Origin of the sequence: Acinetobacter sp. ESBL14 (assembly GCF_036668815.1) — a bacterium.
Taxonomy (GTDB): Bacteria; Pseudomonadota; Gammaproteobacteria; order Pseudomonadales; family Moraxellaceae; genus Acinetobacter; species Acinetobacter gyllenbergii.
This window is the reverse complement of sequence record NZ_JAZEVS010000006.1, coordinates 65,299-82,744: the sequence shown is the minus strand read 5'-3', so window position 1 is coordinate 82,744 and position 17,446 is coordinate 65,299. Positions and strand designations below refer to the sequence as shown.

19 protein-coding genes and 2 tRNA genes are annotated in these 17,446 nt (G+C 40.0%); 8 read left to right on the top strand and 13 right to left on the bottom strand.

Going from position 1 to position 17,446, the window contains the following annotated elements:
• Nucleotides 1–28: 28 nt before the first annotated feature.
• From proB to uvrB, 9 genes are all read right to left on the bottom strand, one after another.
• Complete coding sequence (gene proB / locus V6E90_RS17125) at nt 29–1,162, bottom strand: glutamate 5-kinase (protein WP_016540511.1); 1,134 nt, start codon at nt 1,160–1,162, stop codon at nt 29–31.
• Nucleotides 1,163–1,177: 15 nt separating this feature from the next.
• Nucleotides 1,178–2,395 carry an Obg family GTPase CgtA gene (gene cgtA, locus V6E90_RS17120; RefSeq protein WP_016540510.1) on the bottom strand — a complete coding sequence of 406 codons (1,218 nt, stop codon included), beginning with the start codon at nt 2,393–2,395 and terminating at the stop codon, nt 1,178–1,180.
• 152 nt (nt 2,396–2,547) lie between these two features.
• On the bottom strand, nt 2,548–3,024 hold the full coding sequence (locus tag V6E90_RS17115; RefSeq protein ID WP_332606016.1) for a hypothetical protein: 477 nt from the start codon (nt 3,022–3,024) through the stop codon (nt 2,548–2,550).
• A gap of 47 nt (nt 3,025–3,071) precedes the next feature.
• Nucleotides 3,072–3,752 carry a hypothetical protein gene (locus tag V6E90_RS17110; protein WP_016540508.1) on the bottom strand — a complete coding sequence of 227 codons (681 nt, stop codon included), beginning with the start codon at nt 3,750–3,752 and terminating at the stop codon, nt 3,072–3,074.
• The gene (locus V6E90_RS17105) at nt 3,752–4,495 is read right to left on the bottom strand and encodes a hypothetical protein (protein WP_016660381.1); all 744 of its coding nucleotides are present in this window, start codon (nt 4,493–4,495) and stop codon (nt 3,752–3,754) included. The genes V6E90_RS17110 and V6E90_RS17105 overlap by 1 nt, the downstream gene beginning before the upstream one ends.
• Before the next feature lie 137 nt (nt 4,496–4,632).
• Nucleotides 4,633–6,090 carry a glyceraldehyde-3-phosphate dehydrogenase gene (locus tag V6E90_RS17100; RefSeq protein WP_005243229.1) on the bottom strand — a complete coding sequence of 486 codons (1,458 nt, stop codon included), beginning with the start codon at nt 6,088–6,090 and terminating at the stop codon, nt 4,633–4,635.
• A 246-nt stretch (nt 6,091–6,336) separates the two neighbouring features.
• Nucleotides 6,337–7,290 (bottom strand): EamA family transporter RarD, encoded by a 954-nt coding sequence (gene rarD, locus V6E90_RS17095; RefSeq protein WP_332606015.1) that lies wholly within the window; start codon nt 7,288–7,290, stop codon nt 6,337–6,339.
• A gap of 103 nt (nt 7,291–7,393) precedes the next feature.
• Nucleotides 7,394–7,978 (bottom strand): lipocalin family protein, encoded by a 585-nt coding sequence (locus tag V6E90_RS17090; protein WP_016540504.1) that lies wholly within the window; start codon nt 7,976–7,978, stop codon nt 7,394–7,396.
• 120 nt (nt 7,979–8,098) lie between these two features.
• Nucleotides 8,099–10,123, bottom strand: a complete 2,025-nt coding sequence (uvrB, locus tag V6E90_RS17085) for an excinuclease ABC subunit UvrB (RefSeq protein WP_023270183.1) — start codon at nt 10,121–10,123, stop codon at nt 8,099–8,101.
• 413 nt (nt 10,124–10,536) lie between these two features.
• Here uvrB and V6E90_RS17080 point away from each other — a divergent pair, with 413 nt between their 5' ends.
• Both V6E90_RS17080 and V6E90_RS17075 read left to right on the top strand, forming a co-directional pair.
• Nucleotides 10,537–11,520, top strand: coding sequence for a GGDEF domain-containing protein (locus V6E90_RS17080; protein WP_332606014.1), 984 nt, complete (start codon nt 10,537–10,539; stop codon nt 11,518–11,520).
• Nucleotides 11,521–11,673: 153 nt separating this feature from the next.
• Nucleotides 11,674–12,471, top strand: coding sequence for an A1S_2505 family phage non-structural protein (locus V6E90_RS17075; RefSeq protein ID WP_065343024.1), 798 nt, complete (start codon nt 11,674–11,676; stop codon nt 12,469–12,471).
• A 34-nt stretch (nt 12,472–12,505) separates the two neighbouring features.
• Here the strand turns inward: V6E90_RS17075 and V6E90_RS17070 are convergent, their stop codons facing one another.
• Complete coding sequence (locus tag V6E90_RS17070) at nt 12,506–12,685, bottom strand: hypothetical protein (RefSeq protein WP_016540500.1); 180 nt, start codon at nt 12,683–12,685, stop codon at nt 12,506–12,508.
• Nucleotides 12,686–12,899: 214 nt separating this feature from the next.
• On the opposite strand from V6E90_RS17070, the gene V6E90_RS17065 reads away from it, so the two are divergent.
• Nucleotides 12,900–14,135, top strand: a complete 1,236-nt coding sequence (locus tag V6E90_RS17065; protein WP_004652675.1) for a pyridoxal phosphate-dependent aminotransferase — start codon at nt 12,900–12,902, stop codon at nt 14,133–14,135.
• Nucleotides 14,136–14,214: 79 nt separating this feature from the next.
• On the opposite strand, the gene V6E90_RS17060 is transcribed toward V6E90_RS17065, so the two are convergent.
• Nucleotides 14,215–14,634: a GFA family protein gene (locus tag V6E90_RS17060; RefSeq protein WP_016540499.1), complete on the bottom strand. Its 420-nt coding sequence runs from the start codon at nt 14,632–14,634 to the stop codon at nt 14,215–14,217.
• 181 nt (nt 14,635–14,815) lie between these two features.
• Between V6E90_RS17060 and V6E90_RS17055 the strand changes: the two genes are divergently transcribed.
• On the top strand, nt 14,816–15,253 hold the full coding sequence (locus V6E90_RS17055; protein ID WP_016540498.1) for a PaaI family thioesterase: 438 nt from the start codon (nt 14,816–14,818) through the stop codon (nt 15,251–15,253).
• A gap of 37 nt (nt 15,254–15,290) precedes the next feature.
• Here V6E90_RS17055 and V6E90_RS17050 read toward each other — a convergent pair whose 3' ends face one another.
• On the bottom strand, nt 15,291–15,722 hold the full coding sequence (locus tag V6E90_RS17050) for a hypothetical protein (protein ID WP_065343069.1): 432 nt from the start codon (nt 15,720–15,722) through the stop codon (nt 15,291–15,293).
• 236 nt (nt 15,723–15,958) lie between these two features.
• On the opposite strand from V6E90_RS17050, the gene V6E90_RS17045 reads away from it, so the two are divergent.
• The 4 genes from V6E90_RS17045 (at nt 15,959) to V6E90_RS17030 (ending at nt 17,183) form a co-directional block, all read left to right on the top strand.
• Nucleotides 15,959–16,034 (top strand) — tRNA-Asn (locus tag V6E90_RS17045).
• A 179-nt stretch (nt 16,035–16,213) separates the two neighbouring features.
• A complete protein-coding gene (locus tag V6E90_RS17040) occupies nt 16,214–16,522 on the top strand; it encodes a hypothetical protein (protein WP_278492656.1) in 309 nt (102 codons plus the stop codon).
• An 85-nt stretch (nt 16,523–16,607) separates the two neighbouring features.
• Nucleotides 16,608–16,683, top strand: a tRNA-Asn gene (locus V6E90_RS17035).
• A gap of 59 nt (nt 16,684–16,742) precedes the next feature.
• Nucleotides 16,743–17,183, top strand: a complete 441-nt coding sequence (locus V6E90_RS17030) for a DUF2726 domain-containing protein (protein WP_332606013.1) — start codon at nt 16,743–16,745, stop codon at nt 17,181–17,183.
• A 19-nt stretch (nt 17,184–17,202) separates the two neighbouring features.
• Here V6E90_RS17030 and V6E90_RS17025 read toward each other — a convergent pair whose 3' ends face one another.
• Entirely contained in the window at nt 17,203–17,409 is a 207-nt protein-coding gene (locus V6E90_RS17025; protein ID WP_016540494.1) for a hypothetical protein, read from the bottom strand.
• Nucleotides 17,410–17,446: the final 37 nt, after the last annotated feature.

Genomic DNA, 17,446 nt, shown 5'->3' with positions numbered 1-17,446 from the left:
TTTTTAATGCCATGAGATTATAGCAATATTAATAAATGGCCATATGATCTCGATGAATCATTTCTAGCGAACGTGCTTCACCCAGTACCTGATAGACTTTTTCTGATGACAAACCTTTAATCATTTCGGCTGAACGTGAACTAAAGTTCACACGCCCCACGGCAATACGACCACCGTTTTTATCGACGCATTCAACCACATCACCACGATCAAAATGCCCTTCAATTGCTTTAACGCCAACGGGTAACAGACTACGATGTTTCAGCTTAATCGCTTCAACCGCACCATCATCAATCACCAAACGACCCGCAGTTTGCAAATGCGCAGCCAGCCATTGCTGATGTGCAGTCACACGGTCATTGTCAGTGGTGAATAAGGTACCCAACATCTCACCCGCCATTAAGCGTGCCAACACGTTGTCGCTTTCACCACTGGCAATCAAAGTTGGACAACCTGATCGTGCTGCAAGACGTGCTGCACGGACTTTGGTGACCATGCCACCACGACCTAGCACACCGCCACCGCCTGCCATTTCAAACAGACTATCATCCAATGCACGAACAGCAGAGAACAATTTAGCATTTGGATTGCTACGTGGATCTGAGTCAAACATGCCTTGTTGGTCTGTCAGAATAATCAATAATTCCGCTTGTACTTGTCCTGCAACCATCGCCGCCAAAGTATCATTATCACCAAAGCGAATTTCATCAGTTGATACGGTGTCATTTTCATTGATGACAGGAATGACATGCCAATCAATCAGGTTTTGCAAAGCATCACAAGAGTTGAGATAACGACGACGATCAGCAAGATCATCATGTGTAAGTAACACTTGTGCCGTTTGAATACCATGTTGATCCAATACGCTAGACCAAGTATGGATCAAGCCCATTTGACCAATGGCAGCACAAGCTTGCAAACTGGGTAGATCAGTGGGTCGACTCGCAAGTTTCATACGTACCATCCCTTCTGCCACTGCACCTGAAGACACGAGAATAATCTCATGTCCAGCATTGTGTAGATCTGCAATTTGTTTCGCCCAATGCGAAATTGCATTTAAATCTAAACCTTGCCCATTTGCAGTCAGTAAAGATGATCCGATTTTAACAACGATTCGTTTACACGCATTGAGCTGACGTTGCCCATCGACCACTTCTATCATTTTTCCCTCGGTTTACTAGTCACGAATGTAGATACTTTCTACATCGCCTTCATCCTCATCATCATCAAAGTCCTCATCATCGTCCAAGCCTGCTTCACGCTGAGCTTTACGCAGGGCACGATAGGCTTCTTTTGCTGCGATGGTTTGTTCACGTGTTTCAGCTTCAAGCTGCTCACGGAATGCTTTCACTTCTGCTGCATATTCAGGATCTTCAAGTTCACGCTCACGTTGCTGCTCGATCTGATCCATTAAGTAATACACAACATCTTTGGTTCCTTCTGACATCAAACCAGATGTCTTAAATACAGGACCCTTCCACTGCAATTCATCAAGAATGTGCTGACACCATTCTTCTTTAGACTCTTCAGGCAATTGGTCAAGTTTGTTCAACACCAATACCACTGGAAGTTTTGCCAGTGTTGGAGAGAACTTCTCTAATTCACCTAAAATTGCGCGTGCATTGTGTGCAGGATCTGAACCGTCAATTGGTTGAACATCCACAATATGCAACAGGATACGGGTACGCGCCAAATGCTTCAGGAAGCGAATCCCTAGACCAGCACCTTCAGCAGCACCTTCGATCAATCCTGGAATATCTGCCATCACAAATGAACGATGACGATCCGCATCGACCACACCAAGGTTTGGAACCATCGTGGTAAACGGATAATCAGCAACTTTTGGTTTTGCCGCGCTGACTGCACGAATAAATGTTGATTTACCCGCATTCGGCATACCCAGTAAGCCGACATCTGCCAATACTTTCAACTCTAAACGAACTTCGCGGTATTCACCTTTAATCCCATGCGTACACTTACGTGGCGAACGGTTGGTTGATGATTTAAAGTGAGTATTTCCTAAACCACCATCACCACCATGGGCAACTTTTACACGCTGACCATCAGCAATCAAGTCACCAATGATGTCGCCAGATTCAGTATCAACAATGGTTGTACCAACAGGTACTTTTAAAATAACGTCTTCACCGCCACGGCCAGAACAATTCGCACCCGAACCATTTTTACCGCGTTCTGCACGATAACGACGTGTATAACGGTAATCTACAAGTGTGCTGGTATCATCATCTGCTTGGATGTAAATACTTCCGCCACGTCCCCCATCTCCGCCATCTGGACCACCAAAAGGGACAAATTTTTCACGGCGAAAACTGGCTACGCCATTGCCACCGTCGCCAGCCTCTACGATAATGACTGCTTCATCAACAAAGCGCATGTGCCAATCCTCAAATTCTTAAAAGCGGACTATTTTGCCACATTTTAAGAAAATTCTCGAATAGAAAAATCAGCAAATTGATTTTTTTAAACTTATTCTTTGTTCAATATGTATTTTTACTATTTTTAATACTTACAAAAGACAGTGAGAACTTAATTCATCGCAAAATTAACGTCTGGCCAATAACAATGCACTGAGACTAAAGTCCCTTTTTTCTCAACATCGAGTCCAGCATATTCTTTGTTTTGCTGAAAATTAAATTTGAGCTTGGCAAAGTTCTTTTGCGCTTTAAACGTCGATAAATCAAAGTAAAGTGTTTGATTCATTTGCTTCGCCATATTTCCATAAGAAAACTCAATTTTCTTCACTGGAACACCAAGATACTCAACATTCTTTAAGAAAAAGGTATTGCTGACGTAAGCTCGCTCCTCAACAAATTTATTTTTAATAACATAAGGCTTTATCACTTTAGCAACGCTAGGAAATTCATATAGATCATAATCATCACGGATAGCACAATCTTTTTCATAACGATCCTGCATAAATAGCTTCAAATCATATACCGCTGCTTTTGCATAAGTTGGAACCACAACCAAACTGATTAACAAAGCCCCAAAAGATTTTTTCATTTTATTTGTCTCTTTTAAATGATAAAAAATGATTAACAATATAGCGTCTATGGCCTGACATTCTTCAACGGTAATTCCATCTGCATATCCAAATTGGCTTTGGTTTGCTGTACCGAGTTATACATGATCGCATCGAAAGAAGAAATATTGCTCATATTAATCGCATCATTCATATAAAAGCTTGGCTTAAATTGATGCTTCACAGGTAAATCAACTGACTCATCAAAAGCAAAATAAACCGGCCCATCAAACACAATTTTCACAGGAACGGTATAGGTGCGTTTCAATTGAAATGGAATATCCAATTTGACAGGAATATCCAGGCTCAAAGGAAACTTAGGTAATAATTTATTTTGATAAATCAAATCTGTACTGGTTTCAATCGGTACCACTTCATCAACTTTCAACATGGTTTCGTAGTTAATATCCACGGTAATTGGTGTTTCTACCTCAAAACTCAGATCGGCCAAATACTTCCCTTTTAATGGCAAGTGCAAGGTTCGATCAATATTCAAAACCGTATTGAGCTGACCTTCCGATTTCACTCTTAAATGATCACCGACTTGAATCTTAGTTCCTAAAGACTCAGGCAAACGAATATCCGCTTGCTGGGCGGAAACAATCAAAGACGCCTGAATATTCAAATAGAACCAAAATAAAATCGCCACCAAAGTGGTCACGATCACAAAACTGATCAATAAGCTTTTAAGCGATTTGGTGATATCCATTACTCACCTGCTTTTAAATCATGTTGAGCGGCTGGCACTTCGACAGGTGGTGCTTTGACACGATCCAAATACATGGTCGAGAGCGGAATTTTTAATTCTCCCTGTGCAATTTTAACAGGTAAGGTATTTTTAACATCCACCGAGGCATTGAGCTCAGAGGTAATCGGAACATTCAAATTGCCTTGAATTGGAATATTGGCATTCAGTTGCGCTTTCAACGGAATATTCAAGTTTTCCTTGAGTTCAGTACGCACAGGCGCATCAAACTTTAAATGGACTTTTTGCTGTAAAGGCACTTGAATATCAATCGGCACGTCCAGTTGCAATGGAATCGAACCTTTTAAGGGCAAAGTCACATCTTTACCCAGAATTTTAACCTGAACCTTGGTATCAATCGGTAGGCTTTGATTGACCTTAATGGTTTCTTTCACAGGAATCGTGGTACTGATCGGGACAACATTATCGAAATAAACCCGTGGCGTCAGTGTTTGAGTCAGTGGAACATTGAGTTGTTCATTAATTGGGATCTTGGCATCGACACGTCCATTCACATCCACATTGAGCGCATCTTTAACTTTGACCCGAACCTGTAACGGTTCTTGCAAGTCGATTGCGACATCTTGATTCTTCAATGGAATATAAATATTAAAATGCTTAAACACCCACATTGCGATGTATACACCACACAAGTTGGCAACCACAATTAAAGCAAATACCACGAACAAACGTCTGAACTGCAACAATGATCTATCCTTCGATTAATTATTTCCCTTTTCCCCTATTCTTATCGATTTTTATGTTTAATTCAGCATATATTCTGTACAGTCAATAAAAAAGCCCAGTTAGAAACTGGGCTTTTTGTTATCGCTTTGCGAACAAATTATGCATTTGTTTCAGCAGGAACTTTCGCATAGCTCACGCCACACATTTGTTCAGCAATACGTAATACTTGGCAGCTATAACCCACTTCGTTATCGTACCAAACATAAGCAGTTAAACGTGTACCAGAAGCGATTGTTGCTTGCGCATCAAAAACACCCGCTGTACGCGAACCAATAAAGTCGCTTGATACAACTTCAGTGGAGTTGGTATAGCCGATTTGACCTTGTAACTTCGAGTTGATCGAGATTTGACGAATGTATTCGTTCACTTCTTCACGATCAATTTCTTTCTCTAAATTCAAGTTCAGGATTGCAAGTGAAACGTTTGGAGTCGGTACACGTACCGAGTTACCTGTTAACTTGCCTTTAAGACCTGGCAATGCTTTTGCAACGGCTTTTGCAGCACCAGTTTCAGTAATCACCATGTTCAATGTTGCAGCACGACCACGACGGTCTGCTTTATGGTAGTTATCAATTAAGTTTTGGTCGTTTGTGAACGAGTGAACTGTTTCAACATGACCATTTAATACTTTGTATTTGTCGTCTAAAACTTTTAACACAGGTGTAATTGCGTTAGTTGTACAGCTTGCAGCAGAGATAATCTTGTCTTCATCTAAGATATCACCGTTGTTCACACCAAATACAACGTTTTTCATTTCGCCTTTACTTGGTGCAGTTAAGACGACACGTGCAATACCAGCACATTTCAAGTGTTGGCTTAAGCCTTCAGCATCACGCCATTTACCTGTATTGTCGATCAGAAGTGCGTTATCAATACCATAAGCGGTGTAATCTACTTCGCTTGGGCTTGATGCATAAATCACTTTAATGAATTGTCCATTTGCAATGATTGCTTCGTTTTCTTCATCAACAGAAATCGTACCGTCGAAAGTACCGTGAATCGAGTCGCGACGTAATAAAGAAGCACGTTTCGCCAAGTCACCGTCAGAAGATTTACGGACTACAATTGCTTTTAAGCTTAAACCACGGCCTAAACCTGATTGGCTGATGATTAAACGTGCCAAGATACGACCGATACGACCAAAACCGTAAAGGACAACATCTTTAGGTGCAGCAGTTGCAGCATTACCTTTGATTGAAGCAACCGCTTGTGCAACAAAAGCGTCTACATCACCACCTTGATTTTTATATTCAACAGCAAGTTTACCGATATCAACTTCAGCCGAACCGATATTGTCAACTTTCATTAACGCTTCCAAAATTGGGAAGGTATTTACCACTGAAAGTTCAACATCAAGCATACGTGTGCGACGATGCGTTTTAAGAATTTGAATAACCGAACGGTTAATTAAAGAGCGTCCATAAACAGAAACAACAATATTTTTCTCACGGTATAATTGACCGATTAAGGTAATCATACGTTCCGCGATTTCTTCACGGTTTTTCCAACGACCTTGGTGTTCAGCGTGTAGGGCAACGATTGTTTCTTTGCTCACAGTTACGTCCTCTAATTTATATATACTGGGCGTGAATTTTTAAAACGCCATTATTGTAATAGAATTATCATCAAGATTGAATCAAAAGCTGTTAAACGGGCTAAGATTTTGTCCTAATTGACTATAAATTCATAAAATACCTATAATTATTTTTGTGAATTTTGGTAAAAATCTTTTCCTATCATCATAATAGCGCTGGTTTCGCTCACAGCAATAACAATTTTACTGATCATTCTGGTGCTCAAATCAGCTTTTTTGTTCTTTATCGTCTAGATTCACACGTTGCGAATACTGTTTTAAGTTCAATTCTAAATGTTGCTTACGCTTTCTCTGTTGGTACAAATGCACTGCCCCTTCAATCACCAATACCAACACAGCCAACCAAATCGGGATATAAGTCAGCCATTCATCTGCACCGATTTTTTCACCGATCAATAAAGAAACCAATGCCAATAAAACAGGCTCTAGATAGCCCAGTAAACCAAAAATAATCAAAGGCAAGTAGCGGCTGGCAAGAATATAACTCCCCAAACCAATCGCACTTAATAGCCCTAGACCAATCACCACCACAATGAGACTTGGATGCTCCAAGAATTTGAGATATGACATCTCGCCGGTTTGAATAAAGAAAATCGCAATCGGTAAAATCAACATGAGATCCCACCAAAAACCACCCAAGTGATCAGTTTGAATTTTTTTACGCAACACAAAGTAAACAGCATAACCCAATGCAACAAAAGCAGTTTCCCAAGCAATACTGCCTAAACGCCATATTTCATGCCCAACCCCAAATACGGCGAGCAATACAGCGACATATTGGAACTTAGAAAGTTTCTCTCCGTATAAAAAACTTCCAGCCAGCACCAAAACCAAAGGTAAAAGAAAATAACCCAGGGAAACTTGCAACCCTCTGCCATGCATGGGGGCCCACAGAAATAGCCAGAGCTGAGCAGAAGTGAGCACCGAGGTGGTCAATAAAAGCAATAATAAGCTGGGATTGGCAAGAATCCGCTTAAACACGGTTTTGATCAGGGATAAATCACCACTCAACCACATAAATAGAGTCAGAAATGGAATGGTAGCAATAATTCGCCAACCAAAGGTCTGCTCACTATCCAAAGAACCGAGGAATTGACTATAAAAATAGAGAACACCAAAAGTGACAGAAGCCAAAATTGAATAAGCAATTCCTTTAATCATTTTCAGCCTCTACTTGAAGAATATTTCAAAAAGTACGTGATTTATCCACTATAGAAAATAAAAAAAACCATGCATGCATGGTTTTTCAACAAGTATAGCTGATTTAATGATGTTCAGGATAAATAACATCACCAATATCATAACCTAATGATTTCGCATAATTTAAATATTCATTAATCACTTCTTTTTTCGGATTTGGAATACGTGAAAGCACCCATAAATATTTACGACGCGGCTCCCCCACCAGTACAGTTTGATAATCAGCATCGAGTTTTAAAATCCAGTAGTCACCACGGATTACAGGTACCCAACGCACCACTTCGGGTAAAAAACTGACACGCAATTTACTGTTAAAGGGCGCATTGGCGACAAATGCCTCACCTAGACTTTGCTGAAGATTTCCATCACTGTCATAGCATTTATTATCGACAACAATATTGCCATTTTCATTTAAGGTATAAGTTGCGGTCACGTTATAGGCGCACTTACGCTCAAAAAACATCGGTTTTCGAGCCACTTCATACCATACACCCAAATATTTATCGAGTTCGACCTTATCTACTGTTGGCAACGGTTTTGCTTGTGCATAAGCAATCGTTCCAACTGCCAATCCTGTTAAGACAGCCCCACCAATCGCAATCTTTGCAAGGCGCCAACTCGCTTTCGGGAAATTTTTAATAAAAGGCATGAGAAATCCTCAAAACAGTAATTTGTTATCAATAGTCATATAGTTAGCAATTTAAAATAGCTTACTTTGTGAACAAAAACTGTTGCGATATGTATCCCTCTTGAGGATTTCTCTCCCAGATTAAGATTGCAACATATGCGCTTTGAGACGGACAATCTCATCGCGTAATCTTGCCGCCTGCTCAAACTGGAGCTCTTTCGAGGCTTTTAACATTTCCTTTTCCAGTTTGCCAATATGCTTTGCAAACAGTTTTGGATCTGATAACAAATGTTGCTCATCCGCACTGATCGCCTGCGCTTGCTCAAGCACTTTTTCATCAATTTCATCATCAGTTAGCACTTCGCCTGTATCGATTTCCTTGATTGCTTGGCGTACCGCACTACGTGGGGTAATCCCATGTAATTCATTAAATTCAATTTGTTTATTGCGACGACGGTCTGTTTCATCAATTGCTTTACGCATCGAGTCAGTCATACGATCGGCATATAAGATTGCTTTACCTTTGACATTACGCGCCGCACGACCAATGGTTTGAATCAATGAACGCTCTGAACGCAAGAAGCCTTCTTTATCCGCATCTAGGATTGCAACCAATGACACTTCGGGCATATCCAGACCTTCACGCAGCAAGTTAATCCCGACCAATACATCATGCACACCAGTACGTAATTCGTGAATAATTTTCACACGCTCAACGGTATCGATATCCGAATGCAGATAAGCGACTTTAACGCCATATTCTTTCAAATATGAAGTTAAATCCTCAGCCATACGTTTGGTTAAAGTCGTGACCAGCACACGTTCATTCAACTGTTTACGAATATTGATTTCAGAAAGCACATCATCCACTTGGGTCAGCACTGGGCGGACTTCAATTTCAGGATCAATCAAGCCTGTTGGACGAACCACCTGTTCAACAATTTGCTCTGACTTTTCCAATTCATAATGTGCAGGTGTTGCACTAACGAAGACTGTCGTTGGAACAATTCGCTCCCACTCCTCAAATTTCATTGGACGGTTATCCAATGCACTCGGCAAGCGGAAACCATAATTGACCAAGTTTTCCTTACGCGAACGGTCACCTTTGTACATCGCACCAATTTGTGGAACAGTGACATGTGACTCATCAATAATCAACAACGCATCTTCAGGGATATAATCAAACAGTGTGGGTGGTGCTTCACCTGCTCCTCGACCAGAAAGATGGCGCGAGTAGTTTTCAATCCCATTGGTATAACCCAACTGTTGCATCATCTCTAAATCATAACGTGTACGCTGTTCAATCCGCTGAGCCTCTAATAATTTGTCATGCTCTTTGAAGAATTTAAGCTGATCTTTCAACTCATCTTTGATGGTATCAATCGCACGTGTTAAATGATCTTTCGGGGTCACATAATGACTTTTTGGATAAATGGTCACGCGAGGAACTTTACGCACCAACTTTCCTGTCAGTGGGTCAAACCAGCGAATCGAATCGACCTCATCATCAAACAACTCCACCCGAATCGCATCTTTATCCGACTCAGCAGGGAAAATATCAATGATTTCTCCCCGAATGCGATAAGTACCTCGTAAAAATTCCAGTTCATTACGGGTATATTGCATTTCCACCAAACGGCGGATGATCTCATCACGACTGACGCGATCACCTTGCACGATATGCAATAGCATTTGCATATAGGCATTTGGATCACCTAAACCATAAATTGCAGAAACCGAAGCGACAATAATGGCGTCACGACGTTCTAATAAAGCACGTGTTGCCGAAAGACGCATTTGGTCAATGTGATCGTTGATCGCCGAATCTTTTTCAATAAAGGTGTCTGAAGATGGGACGTATGCCTCAGGCTGATAGTAATCGTAATAACTGACGAAATACTCCACCGCATTATTCGGGAAAAAGGCTTTAAACTCTCCATAGAGTTGCGCTGCAAGTGTCTTGTTATGGGCCATAATAATGGTTGGCCGTTGCGTTTGGGCAATCACATTGGCCATGGTATAGGTCTTACCTGACCCTGTTACACCAAGCAGTAATTGATTACGAAAACCTTGATCAATACCATTGACCAATTTCTGAATCGCCTGCGGTTGATCCCCCGCAGGTTGAAAGTTGGTGACTAACTCAAAAGGTTGGTTTTCGCTCACGAGACTTCTCTTTGCTGAATATGTGCTATTAATGACGTCATTGGATAGAATTTACAATCTATTTTAGCGACTTTAATACGTTTTTAGATGTAACGCTTAAATTTCAATGATTATTTTCAAATTCACATATTTATTTACTTAAAAAGTACGGCTAATTTTATATTTCCAACTAAAAAGATTGAATTTTTATACAAAAGCACATTAATCTATGCGCTTCAAAAATATCAAGAACTTTATTTTTTTTTGTGAATTCAGTTAATACACAATATTTTATATTAATCGTTCCCAGCTGCCTATTTTTCATAGGTTTAGCATTTACATTTTGTCGCTTAATTTTTAAAGCTGAGATTTTTTTATTATGGATTGGTTTGGCTTACGCGATTCCCTCCATAGCACTTTTTATACAATGTTTAATGAGCAACCCGCAACTGACGATTGCTGCCCCATTCACTGCAATTCTTTATTTATTAGGTAGTTGGCTCGGCGCATATGCCATCAGCATTAAATTAAATACGTCTTTCAATCATTACATCGCTTTAACACTCTCAACCTTTGCCATTATTACACTGGCCTACTTTTCCTATGTGAATCCGCAGATATGGCTAAGGTTGATTATTTTGAACGCCAGCTTAGGATTGATTGGCTTTATTAGCATTCCTGCGGTATTAAAATTTCTGCCTAGCAGCAAATCATTTAATCGCTGGATTTTGATTTTTTATCTGCTGAATGTTTCCTATTCTTTTTGTCGTGCCATCATTAATTTTATCTTCTTAGATAGCATTGATCGAGACCATATCATCCTCACCTCTTCAACATGGTGGTTATTGGGGATGTCAGTCAATATTATTTTAAATATTCTATTCGCAATCGTCATCAGTGGCGGCGCGGTCAAGGATGTCATACAACATCTCAACAATGAGCGCCTAGAAGACCCATTAACACAATTACTGAATCGGCGAGGTTTTTTCGAAAAAAGCGAAAAGCTCGCGTTCGGCAATCACTGTTATTTCTTAGTTTGCTTAGATCTTGATCACTTTAAATCAATTAATGATACATGGGGACATTATGTGGGTGATCAGGTCTTACAAAAAGTCAGCCGAGTCATGTTACAGCACAAAAAACCAAATGATCTAATGGCACGTTTTGGTGGTGAAGAGTTTATTTGCTTAATCTCTGCCAAAGATGCGACTGAGGCACTGTCACGAACAAAACAGCTCAAAATACGGCTTGAACAAAGTACATTTACCAACCATAAAATTAAAATGACGGCCAGTTATGGCCTCACGCAAATACATAGCTTTGATGAAATTGAACAAGGATTGCAGCGCGCAGATGATTTACTTTATCAAGCAAAAGAGAATGGACGTAATCAAATTTCGTTCGATCTAATGACCTAAACAAACACTTTAGGATTTTAACTGCCTTGAAATGAATCAGTCGATACGAAACAGGGCTTCAAAATAAAATATAAAAGAAAAGTACAAACAGCGCTTGACCCTTTGCATAATCAACTGCAACATGAACTTATACTCTATTGCAATGATAAAAATATGGCTTACCAATACCATGACGAAACAATAGTAACCGAACTCCCTGAAGATACTGTCTTTGTTTTCGGCAGTAATTTAGCAGGTATCCATGACAGTGGTGCAGCTCGTGTCGCAGCACAACACTTTGCTGCAGTCAAAGGCGTTGGGCGTGGATGGGCTGGGCAGACTTTTGCGATCCCGACACTGAATGAACACCTACAACAAATGCCATTGGCTCAAATTGAGCATTATGTAGAAGACTTTAAAGTCTATGCAAAGCACCATCCCAAAATGAAATATTTTTTAACCGCTTTGGGTTGCGGGATTGCAGGTTATAAAGTGTCTGAAATTGCCCCTTTATTCAAAGGGATTCATTCCAATGTGATTTTCCCCGAATCATTTCGCCCTTATATTGAAGAAGATGCTGTTTCCCAATTTCCAGACTTAACTGCTGATGCGGTTCATGCCTTTATTTCAGATGAGGTGATTTTCTACTTCGATCATGGCTATGAGTCCTTCGAAGAAGCACTTGATCAAACCAATTTAAGCCCCGCAGAAAAAGCCATTGCTTTGGTTGTTTTGAATGAAGAACTCTACCCACGTGACCGTTATGGTCGTGGTCGAGAACATGAGATTAACGATATTTTAGGCAAATTAAACGGCAAAATTTTCAATTTCCATAACAATGCAGAAGGTGCCATGACCTTCGTCAGTGTGATTATTGCATTAATGGAATTGTATGATATTGATGAATATGATTTTCTCAAACTTTGGCGCGGCGAGTTACAAATACAGCATCCTTTAAACCGCCGCCATTAATCAAAAAAAGCCAATCAACAGATTGGCTTTTTTATTAACGCTTACCCATCGAACGACGTGTACCGCGTGGAGGCATCCAAGTACGATCGGCATATTGCTCAGGTTTTGGACGAACCTGATTATGGGTTGCATCCTCAGCATCATCCTGAGCAGACGGCATTGGAAAAGGCAATTTCACCAAAGCTTTTTTGGCTTTAGGTTGTTGGGTAGTCATTGGAATTCTCTCGAAATCTAGATTTCTAGCCGCATATTGTAATAGATTTTTGCCATTTTTATAAAAATAAAATATGTAAAAAAACAGAATCCTTCTAATGCTTAAAATTTAGTAACTTTTTATGCGATTCAGGCAAGTTTCAGCCACAAAGAAGTCGATTTAAGCTAAGATAAGCTGCTTTTTATTTTTTAATCCCATAAGAAGGAATAATGCCGTGGACGTACGTCTCTCTGATCGTGTCAATGCCATCAAACCGTCCCCTACACTAGCAGTCACCAACAAAGCTGCCGAGCTTAAAGCTGCTGGTAAAAACGTGATTGGTTTAGGTGCAGGCGAACCAGACTTTGATACCCCTCAACACATCAAAGATGCTGCAATTGAAGCGATTAATAAAGGCTTTACCAAATATACAGCAGTAGACGGCACTCCAAGCTTAAAAAAAGCAATTATTGCAAAACTCAAACGCGATAATAATTTAGATTATCAAGCCAACCAGATTTTGGTGTCTTGCGGTGGTAAACAAAGCTTCTTTAACTTGGCACTTGCTTTGTTAAATAAAGGCGATGAAGTGATTATCCCTGCGCCTTTCTGGGTCAGCTATCCAGATATGGTGATCATTGCTGAAGGCACACCCGTGATCGTAAAATGTGGTGAAGAACAGCGTTTCAAAATTACACCTGAACAATTAGAAGCAGCAATCACACCAAACACACGTTTAGTGGTATTGAACAGCCCATCAAACCCAACAGGCATGATCTATACCAAAGCAGAACTCGAAGCGTTGGCTGAAGTGTTACGTCGTCATCCACAAGTGTTCGTTGCTTCTGATGATATGTATGAGCCAATCCGCTGGGAAGATGAGTTCTACAACATCGCGACAGTTGCACCAGACTTATATGACCGCACTATCGTGTTAAATGGTGTTTCTAAAGCCTATGCAATGACAGGCTGGCGTATTGGTTATGCGGCTGGTCCAGCTAAAATCATCGGTGCAATGAAAAAAATCCAGTCTCAATCGACTTCGAACCCAACTTCGATTTCACAAGTTGCAGCTGAAGCAGCATTGAATGGCCCACAAGACGTATTACAGCCAATGATTGAAGCATTCAAACGCCGTCATGATTTAGTTGTGAATGGTTTAAATGATATCAATGGTATCTCTTGCTTACCTGCTGATGGGGCGTTCTATGCGTATGCAAACATTCGCCCATTAATTCGTGCCAAAGGTTTAAAATCTTGCACAGAATTCTCTGAATGGTTACTGGAAGAAACTGGTGTTGCTGTTGTTCCTGGTGATGCGTTTGGCTTAGGCGGATTTATGCGTATCTCTTATGCAACTGCTGACGAAGTTTTAGTTGATGCTTTAGCGCGTATTAAAAAAGCTGCCGATTCAATTGAAGGCGTTGATGCCGCAATTGCATCTATCCAAGCAGAAAAAGCTGCAAAATAATTTTTGCCGCAATAAAAAAGAAGCTTCTCTATGAAGCTTCTTTTTTTATCTTTATTTTTAAATTAAAAAATGATTCACCCTATTCTGAAGATTCTCCGCTAAATAGCGCGACCACCTCAGCTTCAGTCATTTTCTTGGTCACATTTTGAAAAGCATAAAACTCAGGTTTGCAATCAATATAGATTTCCAAATCAAGGTTTAAATCATGTGGTGATTCATTTAATGCAAAGGCGTTGATATTGCAATAATTCTGATCTTTAGTTCGCCAAAATAAATTGGTACCACAAGCATTGCAAAAACCTCGCTCACCCCAAGCTGATGAGTTATAAACAGAGAGATGATCTTGTTTTAAAAATTTTAAGCTGCCCTGTTTCACATCAATCGTCATAATCACGCCACTGGTCTGTCGACGACAAATTGAGCAGTGACAGGCATGTACATCATGATTACTTAATTCAACTTCAAATGTGGTTTCACCACAAACACATTGTCCTTTCATTATAAATTTACCTTTTATTCAAAATTGTTATTGATGAATTATGGTTAGCATAAAACAAAGCAAACATGCTGCAATCAATAATTTGTAAAACTTAGGATTCAGCGATGAACTGTATTGACAGTTTCTATTGGAAAGACTACGTTATATACAAGTTCCTTTTTAGAACTATATAGGAAAAAAGATGAAACACCCGAAAGAAATGAATGGACTTGAGTTTTTAACGGCAATGTGTGAAGGACACATTCCAGCAGCCAGTATTAGTGAAACAATTCCAATGCAACCTGTTGAAGTTGCGGAAGGCTTTATCAAATTTGAAGTACAAGCAGATCAGCGCCATCTTAACCCGCTAGGCGGCGTTCATGGTGGTTTTGCTGCCACCGTGTTGGACTCAGTGACAGGCTGCGCTGTGCATACATTGTTAGAAGCTGGTGTCGGTTATGGCACCATTGATCTAAATATTAAAATGTGCCGCCCTATTCCTAAAAACCAAAAGCTGATTGCAATTGGTAATATCATTAATATGAGTAAGAACCTCGGCATTTCTGAAGGCAAGATTGTCGATGCTGATGGCAAACTCTATGCCCATGCCACGGCTACCTGCATGGTCATTCGCCCATAAGCCTAAATCAAAACACATGGGCTATTTCTTTATAGCCCTATGCGATGGCTTTATTGCTTTGAAAATTTTTTGGACGAATGCATAAATGGCTAAATACTGCATATTGCCAAATACTTTTCACTTGCACTGAAACAACCTTTTGCTCTGCGACAGACCAAGCCAAAGCCGTATTCGCACCTAGAAATAATTCACCACCGAGTTGGAATAAATACAGAGGCGTATGCTCACCAACAGTCAATGTATTTTTTTGTGTGAGTAGATCTTTAGCCGTTTGAATTTTCCATTTATTACCAAACCATAATTGTAATAAATCACCCAAATACAAGGCTTGCTGTTTAAACGGAAAAGTATTGATAAATGCGTGTTCCACTGGCGCATAATACTGCGCAGGGTCTTGAATAATTTCGAGATAATGCTCTTGATAAAAAGAAAAATTTGAAAAAATAGATTGAATATTGAGAATAGTCATTTCGACCTCCGGTTTAGCCATTTTAGTGCTGGCAAGTAGGGTTAAATCCACACTGTTTAGATCAATATCTAAACGCTCTTTCTCATTTGAATCTAGCAATAGCCTGCTTAAAGTTCAAGTAATTTTTGCGACTTTCTCGCAATTGTGCAAATAAAAAGCATACGACACAAAAATGAAGAAAACATGACACTTTTATCTTGACCAATTTTAAAAGCTGCCTATAATGGCACTCAGATTCTCCCATAGCTCAGTCGGTAGAGCGACGGACTGTTAATCCGCAGGTCCCTGGTTCGAGCCCAGGTGGGAGAGCCAAGATTCTAAAAAGCCCAGATCATTGATCTGGGCTTTTTATTTTAAATGCGTAAAATATAATTAAAACGATCACTACGATTATTTTGTTCATTTCATGTTGAGTATCGTATAAATTTAAACCTCCTCTCTTATTTTAACTATAAGATAAAACTTAACGATGATGTTAAGGAAAACACATAATGAAAAAACTTCTATTCTGTTTAATATTCCTATGCAGTCCAGCAATGGCAGCCCAGACCACTTGGTATGCAGGTTCTACTTATAAAGGTACCGTAACGGTGCCCATTGAAAATGGGCCCAATGTCGTTTGGAAATGTAATGGTCGTGTATGTAGCATGTCTGGCCCTTGGGGCAATTCCCTCTCCTTAGACTCCTGTCAAAGCCTCGTATTACGTATCGGCAAGATTAGTTATTATAAAAACTCAGCGGGTGAAATTTGGAATGCGCGCTCAGCAGAATTAGCGCAATGTAATCAAGTTTCACGCTAATACTCAATATTTTAGTTAAGCGATTATTATTTATACTCATTTTGCTTGACGTACTTGCATTTAAGCCCTAAAATTCGCTCCAGATTCTCCCATAGCTCAGTCGGTAGAGCGACGGACTGTTAATCCGCAGGTCCCTGGTTCGAGCCCAGGTGGGAGAGCCAAGATTCTAAAAAGCCCACTCTTAATTGAGTGGGTTTTTTATTTGCTCTTTGATAAATACATGTTTGAATCGAACCACCTCTTTTTTCTAACGATTGGCTTCGTTAGTACAGCGATATTGCTGTTTAGCTGTCTACGCCCTTTCTTTCCAAAGCAAAAGTTCTTTGCTCGCCCCGTCATTACTTCATTCGAATCACGAATGTTTGTACGATTGCAACAGGCCTTTCCTCAACATCATGTACTTGCACAAGTTGCCTTTAGTGCGTTGATTACCAGTGATCATTACAAGATCCGCAGTAAATTTAATCGCAAAGTGACCGACTTTGTGGTTTTAGATCAAGAGATGAATGTACTGGCGATTATTGAGTTAGATGACCCAAGCCATGTCGGTAAGGAATTAGAAGATAAAAAACGTGATCAGATGCTGCAAGAAGCAGGCTATTTGGTACAGCGCTATACGCAAATTCCATCTGTAAAACAATTACAGATGGATATTCGATAATAAATCGCTCTCAGATAAATTACTCAGCCTGAGTGCTTGGTTCAGCTTGTTTTTGTTGTTCAAACTTTTTTGCAATTTCAGCATGTTGCTGATCATATTTTTTCTTGGTTTGCGCATCACTTCTTGCCGCAAGAAAAGCCATACCCACAATAAAAATTGGAATTAATAATCCAAGCCCCATCAATAACCAAGGAACAGATCTTTTTTCAACAGGTTGCTGGCTCATAACGACTTCAAACTCAAACGGCATCAATTTTAAGATG